The organism is Ruegeria sp. AL7 (assembly GCF_056536105.1).
In genome coordinates, this window is the sequence record NZ_JBQFJF010000001.1 from 847,513 (window position 1) to 867,207 (window position 19,695).

Consider the following 19,695-nt stretch of genomic DNA (forward strand, 5'->3'; position numbering starts at 1 on the left):
GGATTACGCGTTTGCTTCGCGAATTTTGTCGGCTGCTTCCTTGTTGTAGCCGACGTTGTTTTCGTCGAACAACGCATCCAGTTCGCCCGACAGAGTCATCTCGGTTATGATATCGCAGCCGCCAACAAACTCACCTTTGACGTAAAGCTGGGGCACAGTGGGCCAGTCGGAATAATCCTTGATCCCCTGACGCACCTCTTCATCGGCCAGAACGTTCACATCCGTGTATTCAACGCCCATGTAGTTCAACACGCCAGCCACGCGCGAGGAGAACCCGCATTGCGGCATTTCCTTAGTGCCTTTCATATACAGCACCACATCGTTGGCTTTGACGGTTTGGTCGATCTGGGTCTTAACGTCGGTCATCTTGTTTTTCCTTTTCATCCGCATCTGCGGGGATTGTTCCATCACTGGGCAAACTGGGTGCCCATCCTTCCGTTTCAAGCCGCCGGTGTTCGGCCTGCGCCATTTTCACCGGATCAAGCCCGTATCTCTCAAGGCCGCCCACTTTGCTGAGTTTACCCGGATCTGGACGCATGTCGGCGAGGTTGCGTTTTCTGTTCCGCTTCACATAGGCTTCGATCAGCGCGGCGGCAACTATCAAGGCTGCGATTGCTGATATCCAAACCTGCCATGAACTCATTTTTTGGGAACCATCGCTTTTGCGTAGGCCTGGGGGTCACGTGGGATGACCACGGTGCTTACATGGCCACCCCTGCCTGTACCTGTTGTCGACGTCACCACGCTTGAGTTTTGGCTGGGTGTCGCTCCTTTGGGACGGCGCGTATTGGGTTTTCTCGTCGATCGGCTTCGCAGAAATATTGCCAGCACATAAATTCCGAGAACCGCGACAAAAACGGCGCTCCAAATTGCATATGCCCAAAACGTTGCACTCACTCAGGCACTTTCGTCGTCAACGCCAGTGCGTGCAGCTCTCCATCCGGGCCATCCATCTTGCCCTTCAGGGCCGCATAAACCGCGCGTTGCTGCTGCACCCGGTTTTTGCCGCGAAAGCTTTCGTCCACCACCATGGCGGACATATGAACACCGTCGTTGCCGCCGACCTGAATATCCGCGTCAGGAAAAGCTTCTCGCAGCAGGTGTTCGATTTGATGGGCGCTCATCGGCATGTAGGTAACTCCTGAAGGTCTTTCCAAAGATGTAGAGCGCCTGAACCGGGCGCGCAAGTGCACATGAATGCGCCAAAACGACGAAACCTGCGCTTATTCAGGGCGCAGGTTTCGAGCGAGTTTTATTCAGCCTGATCAGGCGACGGCGTCGGCAAAACTGTTGCGGAAAATGGCCGTCAAGTCTTCTAACGAGGCCTCCGAGCCGCCGATCCTGATCGTATCGCCGGTGAAACGGCCAACCGAGACCAGCGGCACACCTGCCTGACCCGCCGCGATCATCAACGCCTCGGCCTGATCAAAGTTGCACGCGACCAGATACCGCGCCTGATCTTCCCCGAACAGGAATTCCGTCGGTGCATCATCCAGGCACACGCCAACCCCGGCGGCCTCGGAAAGTTCGAAGGCCGCCAGCGCAAGGCCGCCATCACTCAGGTCTGTGCAGGCCTTGATCATTCCACGATTGGCGCGAATGAAATCACCGTTGCGTTTTTCAGCGTCCAGATTCACATGCGGCGCGTCGCCATCTTCTCGGTTGAAGACTTCGGCCAGAAGGGCTGACTGACCCAGATGGCCTTTGGTTTCACCGATCACCAAAGCCACGTGACCCTCACGCACCTCGTTGCCGATGATTTCATCGCTGTGGTTCAGCAGCCCGACAGCGCCGATTGTTGGGGTGGGCAGGATCGCCTGACCGTCGGTTTCATTATACAGCGACACGTTGCCGGACACGATCGGCATATCCAGCGCGCCGACTGCGGCGCCGATGCCCTGAATAGCGCCAACAAACTGGCCCATGATTTCGGGCTTTTCCGGGTTGCCGAAGTTCAGGTTGTCGGTGGTAGCCAACGGTTTCGCCCCAACAGCCGTCAGGTTACGGTAGGCTTCGGCCACCGCCTGTTTGCCGCCTTCAACCGGGTTGGCGCGGACGTAGCGCGGGGTCACGTCAGAGGTAAACGCCAGCACCTTGTCGGTGCCGTGCACGCGCACCATACCCGCACCCAGGCCCGGTGTCCGGTTTGTATCCGCCATCACCATCGTGTCGTATTGCTCATAAACCCACTGCTTGCCCGCGTAGTTGGGCGACGATAGCAGGGCGCGCAGGCCGTCAATCGGGTCGATCTGAGGCACTTCAGCCAGTTCTTCGGCTTCGGGCGTCGGCACCCAAGGGCGATCATATTCGGGCGCGGTCGAAGACAGTTTGGACAGGACGAGATCGGCCTTGACCTCACCGTTGTGCATGATCAGGAAGCGGTCTTCGGCAATGGTTTCGCCAACGATTGCGAAATCGAGATCCCATTTTTCGAACACGGCGCGGGCCTCGGCCTCAAGTTCGGGTTTGAGAACCATCAGCATGCGTTCCTGAGATTCGGACAGCATCATTTCATAAGCTGTCATGTTCTCTTCGCGCTGGGGGACGTTTTCCAGATCCAGACGTACGCCCAGACCGCCCTTGTCGCCCATCTCAACCGCGGAACAGGTCAGGCCCGCAGCACCCATGTCTTGAATCGAGATCACGGCACCGGTCTGCATCAGCTCAAGCGTTGCTTCCATCAGGCGTTTCTCGGTGAAGGGATCACCCACCTGAACAGTAGGGCGTTTTTCCTCGATGGTGTCGTCAAACTCGGCCGAGGCCATCGTCGCGCCGCCAACACCGTCGCGTCCGGTCTTGGCACCCAGATAAACCACAGGCATTCCCACGCCCGACGCGGCAGAGTAGAAAATCTTGTCGCTGTCGGCCAAACCGGCGGCAAAGGCGTTCACAAGGCAGTTGCCGTTGTAAGCCGGGTGAAAGCGGACCTCGCCCCCAACGCAAGGCACACCGAAACAGTTGCCATAGCCGCCAATGCCTTCGACCACGCCGTTGACCAGCTGGCGGGTTTTGTGGTGGCCGGGTTCACCGAAGGACAGCGCGTTCATCGAAGCGATCGGGCGGGCACCCATGGTGAACACGTCCCGAAGGATGCCGCCGACACCCGTTGCCGCGCCTTGATAGGGCTCGATGTAAGACGGGTGATTGTGACTTTCCATCTTGAAAACAACGGCCTGACCGTCGCCGATATCCACAACACCGGCATTCTCGCCCGGTCCGCAAATGACCTGAGGCCCTGAGGTCGGAAGAGTGCGCAACCACTTCTTCGACGACTTGTAAGAACAATGTTCGTTCCACATAGCCGAGAAAATGCCAAGCTCGGTAAAGGTCGGTTCACGCCCGATGATCTCGAGGATCATGTCATATTCCTCGGGCTTGAGCCCATGTGCGGCAATCAGATCGGGTGTGATGGCGGGCTCTTGCATCTTCTGTCCTGTGTCCAAGTGGGCCGAGATTGCGCGCCTTGTAGGGCAAGCACGCGCGTGTGGAAAGGGTCAAGTCGGCGCAGGTCGCGTCTTTCAAAGAAAAACGGAACCGGCATCACAGCCGGTTCCGAATAACCGTACAGCAGTCCTGCTGCAAATCGCCGACGTAAACCCCGAAGGTTACGCCGATCCCTGGTCTTTGTTGACCTCGGCAGCAGCTGCGGCGCCAACAGCAGTCTTCTGTTCGGGCGTCAGATGCTCGACCTCTTCCAGCCCGGGAATTGCAACGCGCACCTCGCGGCGGGCAAAGTCGATGCCGTTGGCCTTGAACTCGGCCTTGACCTTGTTGAAGATTTCCTTGCGCAAGGTGAACTGCTTGCCCGGTTTGGCCATGAATTTACCGCGAATGATCATGCCCACATCGTCGAAGTCGAACACACCCTGAGACTTGAAGGGTTGCAGGAAGCCTTCTTTGTGGGTTTCGTCCTCCATCATCTCGGCCCCGATCTTCTTGAAGATTTTCTTGACCTTGTTGGGATCGGTATCGAAGGGCACGGTGAACTTCAGCTTCATAATCACCCAGTCACGGCTGTAATTCGTCAGCTTCTGGATTTCACCATAAGGGATTGTGTGCACAGGCCCCCTGTGATGACGCAGTTGCATTGAACGGATCGAGATTTTTTCGACCGTTCCGGTGGTTCCGCCCACATCGACATATTCGCCGACGCGGAAGGCATCATCGACCAGAAAGAAAACACCACCGACGATATCCGCCACCAGTTTCTGAGCACCAAAGCCGATGGCCAGACCCAGAACACCGGCACCGGCCAGAAGCGGTGTGATGTTGATACCCAGCGCACCCAAGGCCAGCAGGCCAAAGATTACCGAAATTGTGACTTGGGCCGTAATCCGCATCAGCGGCAGAACCGTCGCCAGACGAGAGCCCCCGGCACCGCCGCCTTCACCGCTTGCTTCCTCGTCGACTGCTTCAGCTGCGGTCTGTTCCTTGGCCAGCCTGCGGTTGATCCATAGTGAAACAACCTCGTTCAGGATGTAGCCGACCGCAATGATCAGAAGGAATTCAATGACAGCGCCGCCAACTTCGGCACTGACACCGGCCGAGGCGACATTGCGCAGGTCAAGATGCCACGTGCGGGCGATCATGAAAACCACGACCAAACCCGCAATAACCCGCCCAATCCGGATATAGCTGCGCTTGGCCGCGCGATGAGCGCGTTCGGCCAGCGGGCCTTCTCCTGACATTGGCGGCTGCAAGTGGCGCACCAGCCCGCGGATCAAAGTGTCGAGGGCAGGGGCAATCAGCAACCAGAACATGGTTGTGAAATGCGCACCACCTCCAAGCAATCTGAGCGTCGACGGATCGCGTTGCGCGACCAGGAATTCGACCAGCAGCCAGATTGTCACCGAAACGCCAATGGCGAAGTAGGGATAATAATGCGCAACTTCTTCATCGAATTTTGTGCGGTCCGGGTCTGTTCCCAGCATCATCTGAGACAACCCGTCGCGCGCGGTCCAAGCGATGACGGCGATATAGACATGGATTGCCGCATTCAGCCAGAAGGCGATGCGTGTGTCGTCCCCTGTGATACCATTTAGGGCGTTGAATCGCACAACAAACAGTGTGAACCCGATCAGGATCAACAGCCCGATCAGATTGCGATGCAGATATTTTGCCCAATGGTCGTCAATACTCACCAGCCGATATTTTGGCTTCTCCGGTGCCAGAACAAAACGTGAGGCCGCAGCCCCCAGGCGTGGAATCCAGATCAGATAGAAAACAAACGGAGCGGCATAAGTGATCTGTTCGGGTGTCAGAAGCCCGCGACCAATCGCGCGAATGACAACATAGAACACGATCAGCCCGGCAATTTCGCGGCAGAACCTGCGGAACAGGTAACTGATGGCGCCCCTGAGATCGGCCTCATCCCCAACTTCGGTCGCTTCATGCCAGCGACGGGTCAGGAAAATGAACAGTTTCTCGGCTATGAAACCCGCAATCAACACAGAAAGAATAAGCCCAAACAGGGTAAGGACGCCGGACGTTCCAAACGTGTCGCTGAAATTGCCAAACGCAGTTATCTGTGCCGTGACAATATTGGGAAGCGTGGTCAGAACATGTGTCCAGGACGAGACCATCTCGGCCCATATCTCACTGATTTCGGTCAGCGGGTCTTCCACGTTCGCCTTCTCGGCAGCCTGCTTTTCGGCGACCGCATCAAGGCGCTCTAACAGAATGGCGCGCACCTGGTCATCTGACATGCGGGCAACCAGACCATCGACCTGCTCAGGTGTTAGATCGTCCGGAATGGTCACTGAAGAAGTTGAGCCGGTATCTTGCGCATAAAGCGGAACCGCCAAAAATAGAGTGCAGACAATCGCCAACATAAGGCGGAATGGGTGGAACATGATTCTCCCTCGAACACGAAATTATCTCGTTTTTTTGGGATCATATGCCTATGCGTGTATTTTTCCCAGAGCTTTCGCTGACTTGATGCAACGCCTAGAGCAAAAAAAAGGCCGAGCAATAAGCTCGGCCGTAGTCCAACAGGGAGGTATGAAGATGATGAGCGTTTCAGCATCACCGCCTTCGAGTGCTCATTTAGGGGTCAGATTGTAAACGTTCAAGGAATTTAACCCTGAAATGTCCTCATGCCCGCTATGCCATTTATGCATAGCTAAAGTTTTCCCATCTTTTTCAGTTGTTTGCGCTGTGCGATGATCTCGTCCTGCACAAAGTCGCGGAACGCCCCGACACGTTTGGAGTGTCGGAGTTCTTCGGGATAAGCCAGATAGACCGGCACGTCAGCGGTTTCGACATCCGACAGAACTGGCACAAGATGCGGGAAATCCTGTGTGACGTAATCTGGCAGAACCCCAATGCCGAGATTGTGCAACACTCCCTGAAGGACGCCGAAGTAGTTGTTTACCGTCAACAGGGATGCGGGATTGTAGGTCATAAGGTGGCGAACCATGGCCGCGCTGGCGCCCACCTGGGGTGCCGCGGGTGTTTGACAGATCAGCCGGTGATTTTGGATATCCTCCAGAGATTTCAGCATTCCACCATGGGCTTCGATGTAGTTGTGCGTCGCGTAAAGCGCCATCTGAACCGTCATCAGGCGTTTTCGCACAAGATCTGCCTGGCTGGGTTCCTTCATGCGAATGGCGACATCCGCTTCTCGCATGGGAAGGTCCAGAACTCGTTCTTCCAGCATCAGGTCGATGTTCAGATCAGGATATTGTTCATAAAGCTTGGGCAGGCGAGGGGCGAGCCACAGTGTGCCGAACCCAAAGGTCGTCGTGACCCGAAGAACGCCAAAGACCTCTTCTTCACTGTCGCGAATGCGTGCGGCAGCTGCGTCCAGCCGTTTTGACATGGCGGATGTGGCGTCGAACAACAATTCACCCTGTTCGGTGAGAATCAGCCCCCGGGCGTGACGGTGAAAAAGGGTGGCATCCAATGACTCTTCCAGCGCACGGATCTGTCTGCTCACGGCGGATTGAGACAAATTGAGCTTGTCCCCGGCATGTGTGAGGCTGCCCGCATCGGCCACCGCGTGAAATATTCTAAGCTTGTCCCAATCCATCGCCGCAACTTTCGTTATCTTTTCGAACGCCTATATGAAACAGGTAACAAGTTCTACAATCAAAGGCCGAAATCGTTACGGTTCAGTGCATAAAACCTATACAGGTCAGAAATTATGACCTAAAATGCGCTGAGTACATGCACACTGATCTGGCGAGGGGAGACGTCTGATGAGTCAGCCACAGATTACGTTAAACGACCGGTTCGATCTTGAGAAAAGCCCCGTTCTTCTGAACGGAACACAGGCGCTTGTCCGGTTGATGCTGATGCAAAAGGCCAGAGACCGGCTGGCGGGACTGAACACTGCGGGGCTGGTGACTGGATATCGTGGCTCGCCACTTGGCGCTGTTGATCAGCAGATGATGCGGGCGCAAAAGCAGTTATCCCAAAGCGATGTTACGTTTCAGTTCGGATTGAACGAAGATCTGGCGGCAACGGCGCTGTGGGGCAGCCAACAGGCCGGCTTGCGCGGAGACGGCAAGTTCGATGGGGTTTTTGGGCTTTGGTACGGCAAGGGGCCGGGCGTAGACCGGTCCGGTGATGTCATGCGCCACGCGAATATGGCCGGTACCGCCAAGCATGGCGGTGTGCTTATGGCGATGGGTGATGATCATACCGGCGAAAGCTCGACCGTGTTGCATCAGTCCGAATGGTCACTGGTAGATATGTATATGCCTGTCGTCAGCCCGGCGGGTGTGCAGGAAATCCTCGACTACGGAATATACGGCTTTGCGCTCAGCCGTTTTGCTGGGGTTTGGGTTGGGCTAAAGACCATGAAGGACACAATCGAGGTTACCTCGGTTGTGGATGGTCGCCCCGACCGAATGCAGGTCGTCGTACCTGATTTCGATATGCCGGAAGGCGGTTTGAATATCCGCCTGGGGGACACGCCGCACCTGCAGGAAACGCGCGTCATCGATTACAAAAGGTTTGCAGCCGAGACGTTTTCGCATGCCAACAAGCTGGACAGGCGGATATGGGGCAAACCGGGTGCAAAGATCGGGTTTGTTGCGGCGGGCAAGAACTGGCTGGACCTGACCCATGCGCTGTCGCTTTTGAATATCAATGAATCCGAAGCCGAACGGCTGGGGATCACCACCTACAAGGTGGGGCAGACCTTCCCGCTGGACATGGTCGGGTTCCACGACTGGGCCGAAGGGCTGGACCTGATCGTGATCGTCGAGGAAAAGCGCAAGCTGATCGAAGTTCAGGTCAAAGAGGCTATCTTTGACGACCGTCGCGGCCGCCGGGTTTATGGGTGGTACAAGGGCGGTGCCGGTACGTTGCACCGCGACGAACTGTTTCCGACCCGTGGCGCGCTCGACCCGATCATGATTGCTGAAAAGCTGGGTGAAATCCTGATCGAAGAAGGGCGTGAAACCGATGGTATTCGGGCCGGGCTGGCCTCTTTGTCCGAGGCGCGCCGGGCCGACAACGCACAGGAAATCGCAACAAGGCTTCCGTATTTCTGCTCGGGCTGTCCGCACAACAGTTCGACCAAAGTCCCGGATGGCAGCCGTGCCTATGCAGGGATCGGTTGTCATTACATGGTTCAGTGGATGGACCGGAATACCACCGGCTTTACCCAGATGGGCGGTGAAGGCGCGAACTGGATCGGTGAGGCCCCGTTTTCGACCACCAAACACGTGTTCCAGAACCTTGGCGATGGCACCTATAACCACTCGGGCGTTCAGGCGATCCGTGCGGCGTTGTCTGCGGGCACGAACATCACCTTTAAGATCCTGTTTAACGATGCCGTCGCCATGACGGGCGGGCAGGAGAATGAAGGCGATCTGACTGCAGAACGGATCGTTGCCGAAGTCAAAGCCATGGGTGTCCGTGAGGTTGCTCTGGTCTATGACGAAAAAGAAGACGTGAACTTCAAGGCTCTGCCGTCGAGTGTTCAGACGTTCGAGCGTGCGGAACTGATGCAGGTGCAGGAGAAGTTCCGCGAGATCGAGGGTGTTTCGGTCATTGTCTACGTTCAGACCTGTGCGGCCGAGAAGCGCCGCCGCCGCAAACGCGGCACGTTCCCGGATCCGGACAAGCGCGTGTTTATCAATACCGATGTCTGCGAGGGCTGCGGCGATTGCGGGGTGCAATCGAACTGCGTGTCGATCGTACCCAAGGAAACAGAACTCGGGCGCAAGCGGGCCATCGATCAGTCAAGCTGCAACAAGGATTATTCCTGCCTGAACGGTTTTTGCCCGTCCTTCGTTACGCTTGAGGGGGCGAAGATCCGCAAAGAGGCAACAACCGAAATCGACTTGCCGGACCTGCCAATGCCGGTGCTGCCCAAAATCAGCGGTACGCATAACGTGGTGATCACGGGTGTCGGGGGAACCGGTGTTGTCACGCTGGGCGCAATTCTTGCGCAGGCTGCCCAGATTGACGGCAAAGGCGCGGGCATGATGGAAATGGCGGGCTTGGCGCAGAAAGGCGGCGCGGTACACATCCATTGCCGTCTGGCCAACGCACCCGAAGACATCAGCGCCATCCGCGTCGCAACCGGCGAAGCCCATGCGTTGATCGGCGGTGATCTGGTGGTGTCCGCCGGAGCCAAAACATTGGGCCTGACGCGCACAGGCCATACAGGCGCCGTTGTGAACAGCCATGAGACGGTAACAGGCGACTTTACGCGCAATACCGAGTTCCGCATTCCTGCCGACCAGCTGGAACTGGCCCTCCAGGCTCGGTTGAAAGAAGATGTCTCGCTGTTTGACGCGACCGAGTTGGCACGCGCCGTGATGGGCGACTCGATCTATTCCAACATGATGATCTTTGGCGCGGCCTGGCAGCGCGGGTTGTTGCCCGTCAGCCATCAGGCGATCTTTGATGCCATCGAATTGAACGGAACTACGATTGAACGGAACAAGCGTGCGTTTGATATCGGGCGTTGGGCGGTTCTTCATCCGGCAGAGGTACAGTCCATTCTGTCCCCGACCGTGACCGAGATTCCCAAATCGCTGGATCAGAAGATCGAATTCCGCGCAAGCCATCTGACCGACTACCAAGGTGCGCGGCTGGCCAAGCGGTATCGCAAGCTGGTCGACAGTGTTGAGGATGCGGATATCCGCGAAGCGGTGGCAAAAGGCTATCACAAGCTGTTGTCCTACAAGGATGAATACGAAGTCGCGCGCCTTCTTCTGACAAGCCGTGACAAAGCGGCTGCCGAGTTCGATGGCGATTTCAAGATGACATTCCATCTGGCCCCGCCCTTTTTGGGGGGATCGGGCAGCAACGGCAGACCGCGCAAACGTGCTTTCGGGGAGTCGGTCATTGGCCCATTGAAGCTTTTGACCCGGTTGAAGGCGCTGCGCGGTACGCCGCTGGATATATTTGGCTATTCGTCGGAACGCAGGATGGAGCGTGCGTTGATCCGTCAATATGAAAAGGACATGCGCGAAGTTCTGCCGCTTGTGTCGCAGACCACGCGCGATGCGATTGCCGCCCTGGCCCGTTTGCCGCTGGATATCCGTGGATTTGGCCCGGTATTGCGCGAGAACGAGGCCAAAGCAGCCAAGCGGCGCGAGGAGTTGCTGGCCGTCATTCGCGGCGGGGGGGCAGGGTTGCAGACTGCAGCGGAATAAAACGTCACAAGCGTGTCACGATAGCTAGGCAAAATTGTTACTTGCACCTATTTTGCAGGCAACAAACCGGAGACCCATATGCCTTCTCGTCGTCATGCCGTTCGCGACATTTCCTACGCGCATTCCGCCGATACTAAAGGCGGGCGGATGGTTATCAAGCTGATGGAGAACACCACAGGCCGTATGCGCCTGATCAAACGTGCGGACGGGTACGAGAAAGACGTTGCCAATGGGCGCGACTTTTGGGCCGTGATGGTTGAACGTTATGGGCTGACACTGGACGTGGCAGGGGGATCGCTTTCGAATGTTCCGAAAGACGGTCCTCTGATCCTGATTGCCAATCATCCCTACGGAATTCTGGATGGCCTGATGATGGGACATATCCTGTCCGAGACACGGGGTGATTTCCGCATTCTGGCCCATCGGGTGTTTCGCAAGGCCGAAGACCTGAATCGCATCATTCTGCCAATTTCGTTTGATGAAACGAAAGAGGCGATGCAGCTGAACCTTGAGACCCGCAAAACCGCGCTCAGCTATCTGGGCGAAGGCGGGGCGATCGGCATTTTTCCCGGCGGGACGGTCAGCACCGGGGTTAAGCCGTTTTCCCACCCCATGGATCCGGGTTGGCGCGGGTTTACCGCGCGGATGGTGGCCAAATCGAATGCCACAGTTGTCCCGGTTTTCTTTGATGGCCACACGTCTCGTCTGTTTCAGATCGCCAGCCATCTGCACAGTACTTTGCGGATGGGCCTGCTGATCAAAGAGTTCAAGAAACGCGTTGATACACCGGTGAAAGTCGTGATCGGAGAGCCGATACGCCGTGACATTCTGGACCCGCTCAGCAAGGATACGCGCAAGATGATGGATTTCCTGCGCAAAGCCACGTATGAGCTGTCTCCAACGCCGTTGAAGTCTTATGACTACGGCTATGAGTTTGAGGAACGGCATCGCGCCTGAAGGATCTAATGGCAGTAGGTATCTTCGATTCCGGTTTGGGCGGTCTGACCGTCCTGAGTGCCGCGCAGCAACGTCTGCCGGACGTTGATTTCCTGTATTTTGCAGATAGTGCACACGCGCCATACGGTGTGCGTGATGCCGAGGATATCTATCAACTGACCCGCAAGGCGGTTCAGGATCTGTGGTCGCGTGGCTGCAATCTGGTGATTCTGGCCTGCAACACGGCCAGCGCCGCAGCGTTGCGGCGGATGCAGGAAGAAGGCGTGCCCAGCGGCAAACGCGTTCTTGGCGTTTTTGTCCCGTTGATCGAAGCACTGACCGAACGGCAATGGGGCGACAATTCTCCGCCGCGCGAAGTGGCCGTCAAACATGTGGCATTGTTTGCAACGCCTGCCACGGTATCCAGTCGGGCCTTTCAGCGTGAATTGGCCTTTCGGGCCATCGGTGTGGATGTCGAGGCACAGGCCTGTGGCGGCGTTGTGGATGCCATAGAAGACGGCGACATGATCCTGGCCGAAGCCTTGGTGCGCAGCCATGTGGATGCGCTCAAGCGCAAGATGCCGGAACCTCAGGCCGCTATTCTGGGCTGCACGCATTACCCGTTGATGGCCGAAGCATTCCAGGCTGCGTTGGGTGAAGATGTGCAGGTTTACAGCCAGGGTGCGCTTGTTGCTGACAGTCTGGCAGATTACCTGCAACGTCATCCCACCATGTTGGGCGAGGGCCCAAGTGGTTTTCTGACAACGGGCAAACCCAATGTTGTCAGCGACCGGGCGACGCAGTTCCTCCGACGACAAATCACGTTCCAGGCTGCCTGACTTAGGTCAAGGACGCAGCCGCTCTGCTTCCCTTATTTCAAGGCCGTCGCATCGGCGGTCGAAACATGTGACACTCAAGTGAAAGAGGTCTGAAATGACCCATAAAATCGCAATTCTGGGCGCTTCGGGCTATACCGGCGCTGAACTGGTGCGGCTGATCGCCGAGCACCCGAACATGGATATCGTCGCGTTGGCCGCCGAACGTAAGGCTGGCATGACAATGGCGCAGGTCTTCCCGCATCTGCGCCACTTGGATCTGCCGGACTTGTGCAAAATCTCCGAGATCGACTTTGCGCAGGTCGACCTGTGTTTTTGCGCCTTGCCGCACAAAACCAGTCAGGAAGTGATCCGGGACTTGCCGAAAGGCCTGAAAATCATTGACCTGTCCGCAGACTTCCGGCTGGCAGACCCCGACGAGTACGAAAAATGGTACGGTAATCCGCATACCGCGCTAAAACAGCAGGAAGAGGCGATCTATGGTCTGACCGAGTTCTACCGCGAAGACATCAAGAGGGCACGGCTTGTTGCGGGTACCGGGTGCAATGCGGCGACCGGGCAATATGTTCTGCGGCCACTGATATCCGCCGGGGTCATTGATCTGGACGATATCGTTCTTGATCTGAAATGCGCCGTATCAGGGGCAGGGCGGTCACTGAAGGAAAACCTGCTGCACGCTGAACTGAGCGAAGGCAGCAATGCCTATTCCGTCGGAGGGACACACAGGCATCTTGGCGAGTTCGATCAGGAGTTTTCGAAACTTGCCGGTCGGGCTGTGCATGTGCAGTTCACGCCTCACCTTATTCCTGCAAACAGGGGTATTCTGGCCACAACCTATGTGAAGGGTGACCCGCACAGCATCTACGAAACGCTTGCCAAAGCCTATGCGGATGAGCCGTTCATCCAGATGCTGCCGATGGGTGAGACCCCTTCGACCCACCATGTGCGGGGGTCGAATTTCTGTCACGTCGGTGTTGTGGCCGATCGGATTGAGCGGCGCGCAATTGTGATTGCGGCGCTGGATAACCTGACAAAAGGTAGCAGTGGGCAAGCCTTGCAGAACGCGAACCTGATGTTAGGTGAAGATGAAACTCTGGGCCTGATGATGGCCCCGCTTTTCCCGTGAGGATGGTATGAAAACGCTCAAGAAACGTCGGCGCGTACAAGTCATTCTGGTGGCAGTTGTTGCCTTGGTGGCGGCAACTGCGTTGATTGGTTGGGCATTGCAGGACGGGATCAACTTTTTCCGCTCGCCCAGCGAGGTGATTGCAGAGCCGCCGAAACCGACCGAAGTGTTTCGGATTGGCGGCTTGGTTGAAGAAGGCTCGATCATCCGCGGACAGGGCGAAACCATCCGTTTTGTTGTAACGGATGGCGGCGAAAGCGTTCCGGTCTCGTTCACAGGTGTTCTGCCTGACCTTTTCTCGGAAAATCAGGGAATGATCGGCACGGGAAGTTACGTGAACGGCGTCTTTGAAGCGACTGAAATTCTTGCCAAACATGATGAGACCTACATGCCGAAAGAGGTCATGGACGCTCTGAAAGAGCAAGGTGTCTACAAAGGCGCGGAAGAAAGCTGAAGCCGTTTGACTCTGTTACGGAGCGTTGCGTGCATGGTGCATGCAGCGCTCCGTTTCGTTTTAAATCATTAATTTCTGTCGGAAACGGTGTGGCCACCTAACGTTACGAGGGTGGTATGCAAACGGTTCGGCAAATTGCCAAAGAGATTGTGGCCCGTGAAGGGGGCTTTGTTGATGACCCCGACGATCCGGGCGGGGCAACCAAGTTCGGGGTCACGATTCACACCCTGCGCAGGCTGGGTTTGGATCTGACTGGCGACGGTCGGGTTGACGAGGCGGATGTGCGCGCAGTGTCCGCTCGACAAGCGGTCGACATCTTTGTGCAGCACTATTTCGACAAGCCGCACATTGCGGAGCTTCCCGAAACCCTGCATGCTTCGGTTTTCGACATGTATGTGAATGCCGGTGCGCAGGCGGTGAAGATCCTTCAGCGGCTGCTACAGGAAATGGGGTTTAACGTCACCGCCGACGGCGTGATAGGCCCGCAAACCGTGGCGGCCTGCCAAAGCGCGGCGCAGCCAGAGCCCGATGTCCTGCGCGACGCCTACGGGATTGCGCGGCGAAACTACTATTTTCGCCTTGCTGATCAGCGGCCTGCATCCAGAAAATACGCGCGTAGCCGATCAGGCGGCAAAGGTGGCTGGATAAAACGGGCCGAAGAATTTCTTTCGCCGCGTTATCATCTTTCGGACAGCGAATTTACCAGAAGGATCGCGGCATGGGGCTGATTTCAGGTGTGCTGGCGCTTTTGTTTGGTAACGGGCGCAACGTCTTACAGGAAACCGCAGAACTCTATCGTGAAAACACCGAAGCAGGCGCAGTACGCGCCAATGAGATTCAAACTCAGGCCATGGTGCAGTTCGGTAGCGAATTTCAGGCACCTCAGAAGGGTCTTTTTGACCGTGTCATGGACGGCGTGAACAGGTTACCGCGCCCGGCGCTGGCATTGGGAACGCTTGGCTTGTTTGTTGCCGCCATGGTCGACCCAATATGGTTTGCCGCACGGATGCAGGGCATAGCCTTGGTCCCAGAGCCGCTGTGGTGGTTGCTGGGCGTGATCGTATCGTTTTACTTTGGCGCGCGTCACCAAAGTAAAATGCAGGATTTTCAGCGGGATATCCGCTCAACCATGACGCAACTGCCAACGGTCATGAGCAATATCGAGGCCTGGCGCACGATGCAGAGCGACAGCCCGGGAGTTGCTGATCCCGGTCCGGATGCTGTGCTGAACATCGATGTCATACGTCCCGAGGAAAACCAGGCGCTGAACGATTGGCGAAAGCTTCGCGGTATCTGACCCGCGACACTTTGTGCGTGCAGAACAAGCTAAAGGTCATGGCCCCCGGTTCCGCACCGGCGTATATTCCGGGGCATGATTACAGAGCTTGGCCACTTCACCCTGATCCTCGCGTTCTTTGTCGCAATTGTGCAAAGCGTTGTTCCCCTGATCGGCGCCTCAAAACGCTGGGCCGGCTGGATGGGCTTTGCAGAGCCCGCCGCGATCGTCCAGTTCCTGCTGACAGCGTTTGCATTTGGTGCATTGATCTGGGCGTTTGTAACGTCTGACTTCTCCCTCAGGATTGTGGTCGAGAATAGCCACACAGCAAAGCCGATGCTGTACAAGATCAGTGGAACATGGGGCAACCACGAAGGATCTATGCTGCTGTGGGTGCTGATTGTCACCCTGTTTGGTGCGATGGCGGCCTTCTTTGGTGGCGGCTTGCCACCGACACTTAAAGCCCGTGTTCTGGCCGTTCAATCGGCTATTGCCGTGGCGTTTTTCGGTTTTATCCTGTTCACGTCGAACCCGTTTGACCGGCTTGCCATCGCTCCGTTTGACGGGCGCGACCTGAACCCGCTGCTGCAAGACCCCGGGCTGGCCTTCCACCCGCCGTTTCTGTACCTCGGCTACGTCGGCTTGAGCATGGCATTCAGCTTTGCGATTGCTGCCCTGATCGAAGGGCGCATTGATGCGGCCTGGGGCCGGTGGGTACGCCCCTGGACGCTGGCGGCCTGGGTTTTCCTGACCATCGGTATCGCGCTGGGATCCTGGTGGGCCTATTACGAGCTGGGCTGGGGCGGCTTCTGGTTCTGGGACCCGGTCGAAAACGCGTCCTTCATGCCCTGGCTGCTGGCGGCGGCGCTGTTGCACTCGGCAATTGTTGTGGAAAAGCGCGAAGCATTGAAAAGTTGGACCATTCTGCTGGCAATCATCGCGTTTGGATTTTCCCTCATCGGTACGTTTATCGTACGATCAGGGCTGCTGACCTCGGTTCACGCCTTTGCCAATGATCCGGAACGCGGTGTGTTCATCCTGATCATTCTGGTCTTCTTCATCGGCGGCGCGCTTACCTTGTTTGCCGCACGCGCGCAAGCGATGGAGGCCAAGGGCGTTTTTGGCATGGTCAGCCGCGAAAGCGCGCTGATCGTGAACAATGTCCTTCTGGCGGTCAGTTGCTTCGTCGTTTTTGTTGGGACGATGTGGCCGATGGTGGCCGAGATGATGTTTGACCGCAAACTTTCGGTTGGGGCACCGTTTTTCAACGCGGCGTTTTCTCCGTTCATGGTTTTGCTGGGGCTTATCCTGCCAATCGGGGCAATGCTGCCGTGGAAACGCGGTCGGCTGGGCAAAACGGCCTGGTCCCTGCGCTATGCCTTTGGTTTGGCGCTGGCGATTGCGCTGTTGGTTTGGGCGATGCAGACCGGTCGCAGCGCGTTAGGACCCGTAGGCTTGTTCCTGGGGGCTTGGATTACATTCGGCGCCGCCATTGATTTGTGGAGCCGGACAGGCCGCAATGGCAGCTTCAAACGTCTGATCCGACTTCCGGGAGCCGATTGGGGTAAGGCAGTTGCCCATACCGGTCTTGGGGTCACGATCTTTGCGATTGCCGGTCTGACCGCGTGGGAGGCGGAAGATATCCGTGTGGCGCAACTGAACCAGCCGTTCGAAGTGGGTCAGTTTACACTGACATTGCAGGACGTGCGACGGGTTCAGGGGCCGAACTATTTTTCAACCACGGCTGATGTTCTGGTCGAAAAGGGCGGTCGCGTCATCGGAACGCTGCATCCCGAGAAACGGGATTATCCCGTTGCACGCATGCCGACGACCGAGGCCGCGATTGACTATCGTTTTCTTGGTGATCTTTACGTCGTCATCGGGGATCAGCAGGCAGATGGCGGCTGGGTCATGCGCACCTATATCAAGCCTTTGGCGAACTGGATCTGGGGTGGATGTATCCTGATGGCGCTCGGCGGTGTCCTTAGCCTGAGCGACAGGCGGTTCCGTGTCGCCGCAGGTGCGCGCAAATCCCCCGCTGGCGGAGTACCCGCAGAATGAAACGCCTTGTATTGATCCTGCTGCTGCTGGCAGCGCCGGTGTTTGCGGTACAACCTGACGAAGTTCTGGACGACCCTGTTCTGGAGCAGCGCGCGCGCGACCTGAGTGTTGGGTTGCGATGCCTGGTGTGTCGCAATGAAAGCATTGACGAAAGCAACGCTGAACTGGCACGCGATCTGCGCTTGCTTTTGCGTGAACGCCTGGTTGCGGGTGACAGCGACGAAGAGGCTGTCGCGTTTATCGTTGACCGCTACGGCGAATATGTCTTGCTCAAGCCCACCACCAGCGGTTCGAATCTGCTGTTGTGGCTTGCCGGGCCAATCATGTTGCTGATCGCTGCCGCAGTCGGGTTGAACTTTCTTCGCACACGCGCCAGGGCGCAGGTTTCAGGTGAAACCGAAGCTCTAAGCGCAGAAGAACAGGAACGCCTTCGCCAAATTCTTGAAGACTGACGTTTGGTTCTGCTTTTCCCAACCTGCCCGGACAAGTAAATGTGCTGAAACACGTGGCGCGAGGGAAAAAGTCTTCATGAATTACGAAACGGTTCTATTGGACATATCGGACGGTCTGGCGGTTCTGACCCTGAACAGACCGGACAAGATGAACGCGCTGACCACTCGGATGCGGGCAGAGATTACCCACGCGATGAAAGACGCTGCGGTTAAAGCGCGCTGTATCGTTATCACCGGGGCAGGTCCGGCGTTTTGTTCCGGGCAGGATCTGGGCGATGCATCATCGACCGGTAAGATCGATCTGGAACGATCATTGCGCGACGAATACGAGCCGATGCTGGAAACCATCCACAGCTGTCCGGTTCCGACGATCGCTGCTGTAAACGGACCTGCTGCGGGGGCAGGGGCCAACCTTGCGCTGTGTGCGGATGTGGTTATTGCAACGGAGAGTGCGTACTTCCTGCAGGCGTTTGCACGTATCGGCTTGCTGCCCGATGCCGGGGGCACCTGGTTCATGCCGCGCCAGATGGGCTTGGCCAAAGCGATGGGGGCCGCCTTGTTTGCTGACAAGATCAGCGCCCGGCAGGCCGAAGAATGGGGTATGATCTGGGAAGCTGTGCCCGATGATGCGTTTGCCGCACATTGGCACAAAAGGGCAGAATATCTGGCCAAAGGTCCAACGGCGGCCTATGGCGCGATCAAACGTGCCATTCGCGGGACGTACGAAAACACATTGCAGCAGCAGCTTGCGACCGAGGCGCATCTTCAAGGTGAATGTGGCCGGTCGCGGGATTTTGCTGAAGGTGTAGTGGCGTTCATGGAAAAACGCCCTCCGAAATTCGAAGGGCGTTGATAAGCGTCAGGCGCGGCGGCGGCGACGCGTACGGCGTTCGGGGCCCGCGTCGTCCTCGGTTCCGTCGGAAGCCGACGAAAACGGCCCCAATGCCTCGGTGATCTGATCCAGTGTCGGGCGCTCGCCGCGCGAAGTGGTATCCAGCGCTTCGCGCATTTTGCGCAGATGATCGGGCATGGTGCCGCAGCACCCGCCAATGATTGTGGCGCCCGAATCCCGCGCCATGGCAGCATACCGACCCATCAGTTCGGGTGTCCCGTCATAGTGGATATGGCCATCCACGTATTTCGGAATGCCCGCATTGCCCTTTGAGATCAGCGGGCGCTCGGTGCCTTGCGCAGCAAAACCCAGAACCGTGCGCAGGATATCCGACGCGCCGGTACCACAATTGGCCCCAAAAGCGATCGGTGGGTTTGGCAAGGTTTCAACCAAAAGCGCAAGATCGGCCGAGGTGACACCCATCATTGTGCGCCCGGCCGTGTCAAAGCTCATCGTGCCGCACCAGGGCATGTCGGCCAGTGCAAAGGCCTCGGCTGCCGCGCGGAACTCCTCGGGCGCGCTGATGGTTTCTACCCAAAGAACGTCAACCCCGCCCGCTTTCAAAGCCTCGGCCTGTTCATGAAACATTTCAACCGCTTCGGAATGCGACAGGCTGCCGACCGGCTCCATAATCTCGCCGGTGGGTCCAACCGATCCGGCCACGACAACAGGGCGCCCGGCTTTGTCTGCGACTTCACGTCCAAGTTCTGCGCCGATACGGTTCAGCTCGCCCACGCGGTTCTGCGCATCATGCAGTTTCAGACGCGCCGCAGTGCCTCCAAACGTATTGGTCAGAAACAGGTCGCTGCCCGCATCGACTGACCCCTGATACAGCGCCCTGATCTTGTCCGGAGCATCCACGTTCCACAGCTCAGGTGCATCACCTGATTGCAGACCCATGTTAAATAAGTTGGTCCCCGTTGCACCGTCCGCAAGGATGGCGTCTTTGGTGTCCAGAAGTTTGCTCAGCGCGTTTGTCATAGGGTTATTCCAGAAAAAGCGTATAAACGCTGCAAAAAAACAGAGACGCCCCATGTCTCATG

At 57.1% G+C, this 19,695-nt stretch carries 17 protein-coding genes; 10 read left to right on the plus strand and 7 right to left on the minus strand.

Translation table 11 applies throughout. The annotated features are described in order from the left end of the window. Positions 1-3 precede the first annotated feature (3 nt). The 6 genes from grxD to ACR3E2_RS04250 form a co-directional block, all read right to left on the minus strand. Positions 4-366 (minus strand): Grx4 family monothiol glutaredoxin, encoded by a 363-nt coding sequence (grxD, locus tag ACR3E2_RS04225; RefSeq protein ID WP_480481103.1) that lies wholly within the window; start codon positions 364-366, stop codon positions 4-6. Then, positions 353-643: a hypothetical protein gene (locus tag ACR3E2_RS04230; protein WP_480481101.1), complete on the minus strand. Its 291-nt coding sequence runs from the start codon at positions 641-643 to the stop codon at positions 353-355. Before ACR3E2_RS04230 ends, grxD begins: the two co-directional genes overlap by 14 nt. A 250-nt stretch (positions 644-893) precedes the next feature. After that, positions 894-1,130, minus strand: coding sequence for a BolA/IbaG family iron-sulfur metabolism protein (locus tag ACR3E2_RS04235; protein WP_267363417.1), 237 nt, complete (start codon positions 1,128-1,130; stop codon positions 894-896). 135 nt (positions 1,131-1,265) lie between these two features. Beyond that, positions 1,266-3,425, minus strand: coding sequence for a phosphoribosylformylglycinamidine synthase subunit PurL (gene purL, locus ACR3E2_RS04240; protein ID WP_480481099.1), 2,160 nt, complete (start codon positions 3,423-3,425; stop codon positions 1,266-1,268). Positions 3,426-3,605: 180 nt separating this feature from the next. After that, a complete protein-coding gene (locus tag ACR3E2_RS04245) occupies positions 3,606-5,852 on the minus strand; it encodes a mechanosensitive ion channel family protein (protein WP_480481097.1) in 2,247 nt (748 codons plus the stop codon). Positions 5,853-6,121: 269 nt separating this feature from the next. Then, on the minus strand, positions 6,122-7,030 hold the full coding sequence (locus ACR3E2_RS04250; protein WP_480481095.1) for a LysR family transcriptional regulator: 909 nt from the start codon (positions 7,028-7,030) through the stop codon (positions 6,122-6,124). Between the two features lie 169 nt (positions 7,031-7,199). Between ACR3E2_RS04250 and ACR3E2_RS04255 the strand changes: the two genes are divergently transcribed. The 10 genes from ACR3E2_RS04255 to ACR3E2_RS04300 all read left to right on the plus strand — a co-directional run bounded on the left by ACR3E2_RS04255 (position 7,200) and on the right by ACR3E2_RS04300 (position 18,613). Further along, positions 7,200-10,619: an indolepyruvate ferredoxin oxidoreductase family protein gene (locus ACR3E2_RS04255; RefSeq protein ID WP_480481093.1), complete on the plus strand. Its 3,420-nt coding sequence runs from the start codon at positions 7,200-7,202 to the stop codon at positions 10,617-10,619. Between the two features lie 78 nt (positions 10,620-10,697). Then, positions 10,698-11,576, plus strand: coding sequence for a lysophospholipid acyltransferase family protein (locus tag ACR3E2_RS04260; protein WP_480481091.1), 879 nt, complete (start codon positions 10,698-10,700; stop codon positions 11,574-11,576). 8 nt (positions 11,577-11,584) lie between these two features. Next, a complete protein-coding gene (gene murI / locus ACR3E2_RS04265) occupies positions 11,585-12,394 on the plus strand; it encodes a glutamate racemase (RefSeq protein ID WP_209596136.1) in 810 nt (269 codons plus the stop codon). Between the two features lie 94 nt (positions 12,395-12,488). Continuing rightward, positions 12,489-13,517, plus strand: a complete 1,029-nt coding sequence (argC, locus tag ACR3E2_RS04270) for an N-acetyl-gamma-glutamyl-phosphate reductase (RefSeq protein ID WP_480481089.1) — start codon at positions 12,489-12,491, stop codon at positions 13,515-13,517. 7 nt (positions 13,518-13,524) lie between these two features. Further along, positions 13,525-13,971: a cytochrome c maturation protein CcmE gene (gene ccmE / locus ACR3E2_RS04275; RefSeq protein ID WP_209504023.1), complete on the plus strand. Its 447-nt coding sequence runs from the start codon at positions 13,525-13,527 to the stop codon at positions 13,969-13,971. 116 nt (positions 13,972-14,087) lie between these two features. Then, complete coding sequence (locus ACR3E2_RS04280; protein ID WP_480472597.1) at positions 14,088-14,699, plus strand: holin-associated N-acetylmuramidase; 612 nt, start codon at positions 14,088-14,090, stop codon at positions 14,697-14,699. Continuing rightward, entirely contained in the window at positions 14,690-15,268 is a 579-nt protein-coding gene (locus tag ACR3E2_RS04285) for a holin family protein (protein ID WP_480481087.1), read from the plus strand. The genes ACR3E2_RS04280 and ACR3E2_RS04285 overlap by 10 nt, the downstream gene beginning before the upstream one ends. 75 nt (positions 15,269-15,343) lie before the next feature. Then, the gene (locus ACR3E2_RS04290; protein WP_480481085.1) at positions 15,344-17,308 is read left to right on the plus strand and encodes a heme lyase CcmF/NrfE family subunit; all 1,965 of its coding nucleotides are present in this window, start codon (positions 15,344-15,346) and stop codon (positions 17,306-17,308) included. Beyond that, positions 17,305-17,760, plus strand: a complete 456-nt coding sequence (locus tag ACR3E2_RS04295) for a cytochrome c-type biogenesis protein (RefSeq protein ID WP_480481083.1) — start codon at positions 17,305-17,307, stop codon at positions 17,758-17,760. Before ACR3E2_RS04290 ends, ACR3E2_RS04295 begins: the two co-directional genes overlap by 4 nt. Before the next feature lie 76 nt (positions 17,761-17,836). Beyond that, positions 17,837-18,613 (plus strand): enoyl-CoA hydratase-related protein, encoded by a 777-nt coding sequence (locus ACR3E2_RS04300; protein WP_209504018.1) that lies wholly within the window; start codon positions 17,837-17,839, stop codon positions 18,611-18,613. 6 nt (positions 18,614-18,619) lie between these two features. On the opposite strand, the gene bmt is transcribed toward ACR3E2_RS04300, so the two are convergent. After that, the gene (gene bmt, locus ACR3E2_RS04305; RefSeq protein WP_267364607.1) at positions 18,620-19,633 is read right to left on the minus strand and encodes a betaine--homocysteine S-methyltransferase; all 1,014 of its coding nucleotides are present in this window, start codon (positions 19,631-19,633) and stop codon (positions 18,620-18,622) included. Positions 19,634-19,695: the final 62 nt, after the last annotated feature.

Excerpts from the sequence above, each read along its gene's own strand:
- ACR3E2_RS04235 (WP_267363417.1), bottom strand. The coding sequence starts at position 1,130 with ATGCCGATGAGCGCCCATCAAATCGAACACCTGCTGCGAGAAGCTTTT.
- grxD (WP_480481103.1), bottom strand. The coding sequence starts at position 366 with ATGACCGACGTTAAGACCCAGATCGACCAAACCGTCAAAGCCAACGAT.
- ACR3E2_RS04260 (WP_480481091.1), top strand. The coding sequence starts at position 10,698 with ATGCCTTCTCGTCGTCATGCCGTTCGCGACATTTCCTACGCGCATTCC.
- ACR3E2_RS04230 (WP_480481101.1), bottom strand. The coding sequence starts at position 643 with ATGAGTTCATGGCAGGTTTGGATATCAGCAATCGCAGCCTTGATAGTT.
- ACR3E2_RS04295 (WP_480481083.1), top strand. The coding sequence starts at position 17,305 with ATGAAACGCCTTGTATTGATCCTGCTGCTGCTGGCAGCGCCGGTGTTT.
- ACR3E2_RS04250 (WP_480481095.1), bottom strand. The coding sequence starts at position 7,030 with ATGGATTGGGACAAGCTTAGAATATTTCACGCGGTGGCCGATGCGGGC.
- ACR3E2_RS04255 (WP_480481093.1), top strand. The coding sequence starts at position 7,200 with ATGAGTCAGCCACAGATTACGTTAAACGACCGGTTCGATCTTGAGAAA.
- purL (WP_480481099.1), bottom strand. The coding sequence starts at position 3,425 with ATGCAAGAGCCCGCCATCACACCCGATCTGATTGCCGCACATGGGCTC.
- murI (WP_209596136.1), top strand. The coding sequence starts at position 11,585 with ATGGCAGTAGGTATCTTCGATTCCGGTTTGGGCGGTCTGACCGTCCTG.
- argC (WP_480481089.1), top strand. The coding sequence starts at position 12,489 with ATGACCCATAAAATCGCAATTCTGGGCGCTTCGGGCTATACCGGCGCT.
- bmt (WP_267364607.1), bottom strand. The coding sequence starts at position 19,633 with ATGACAAACGCGCTGAGCAAACTTCTGGACACCAAAGACGCCATCCTT.
- ACR3E2_RS04280 (WP_480472597.1), top strand. The coding sequence starts at position 14,088 with ATGCAAACGGTTCGGCAAATTGCCAAAGAGATTGTGGCCCGTGAAGGG.
- ACR3E2_RS04285 (WP_480481087.1), top strand. The coding sequence starts at position 14,690 with ATGGGGCTGATTTCAGGTGTGCTGGCGCTTTTGTTTGGTAACGGGCGC.
- ACR3E2_RS04300 (WP_209504018.1), top strand. The coding sequence starts at position 17,837 with ATGAATTACGAAACGGTTCTATTGGACATATCGGACGGTCTGGCGGTT.
- ACR3E2_RS04290 (WP_480481085.1), top strand. The coding sequence starts at position 15,344 with ATGATTACAGAGCTTGGCCACTTCACCCTGATCCTCGCGTTCTTTGTC.
- ccmE (WP_209504023.1), top strand. The coding sequence starts at position 13,525 with ATGAAAACGCTCAAGAAACGTCGGCGCGTACAAGTCATTCTGGTGGCA.
- ACR3E2_RS04245 (WP_480481097.1), bottom strand. The coding sequence starts at position 5,852 with ATGTTCCACCCATTCCGCCTTATGTTGGCGATTGTCTGCACTCTATTT.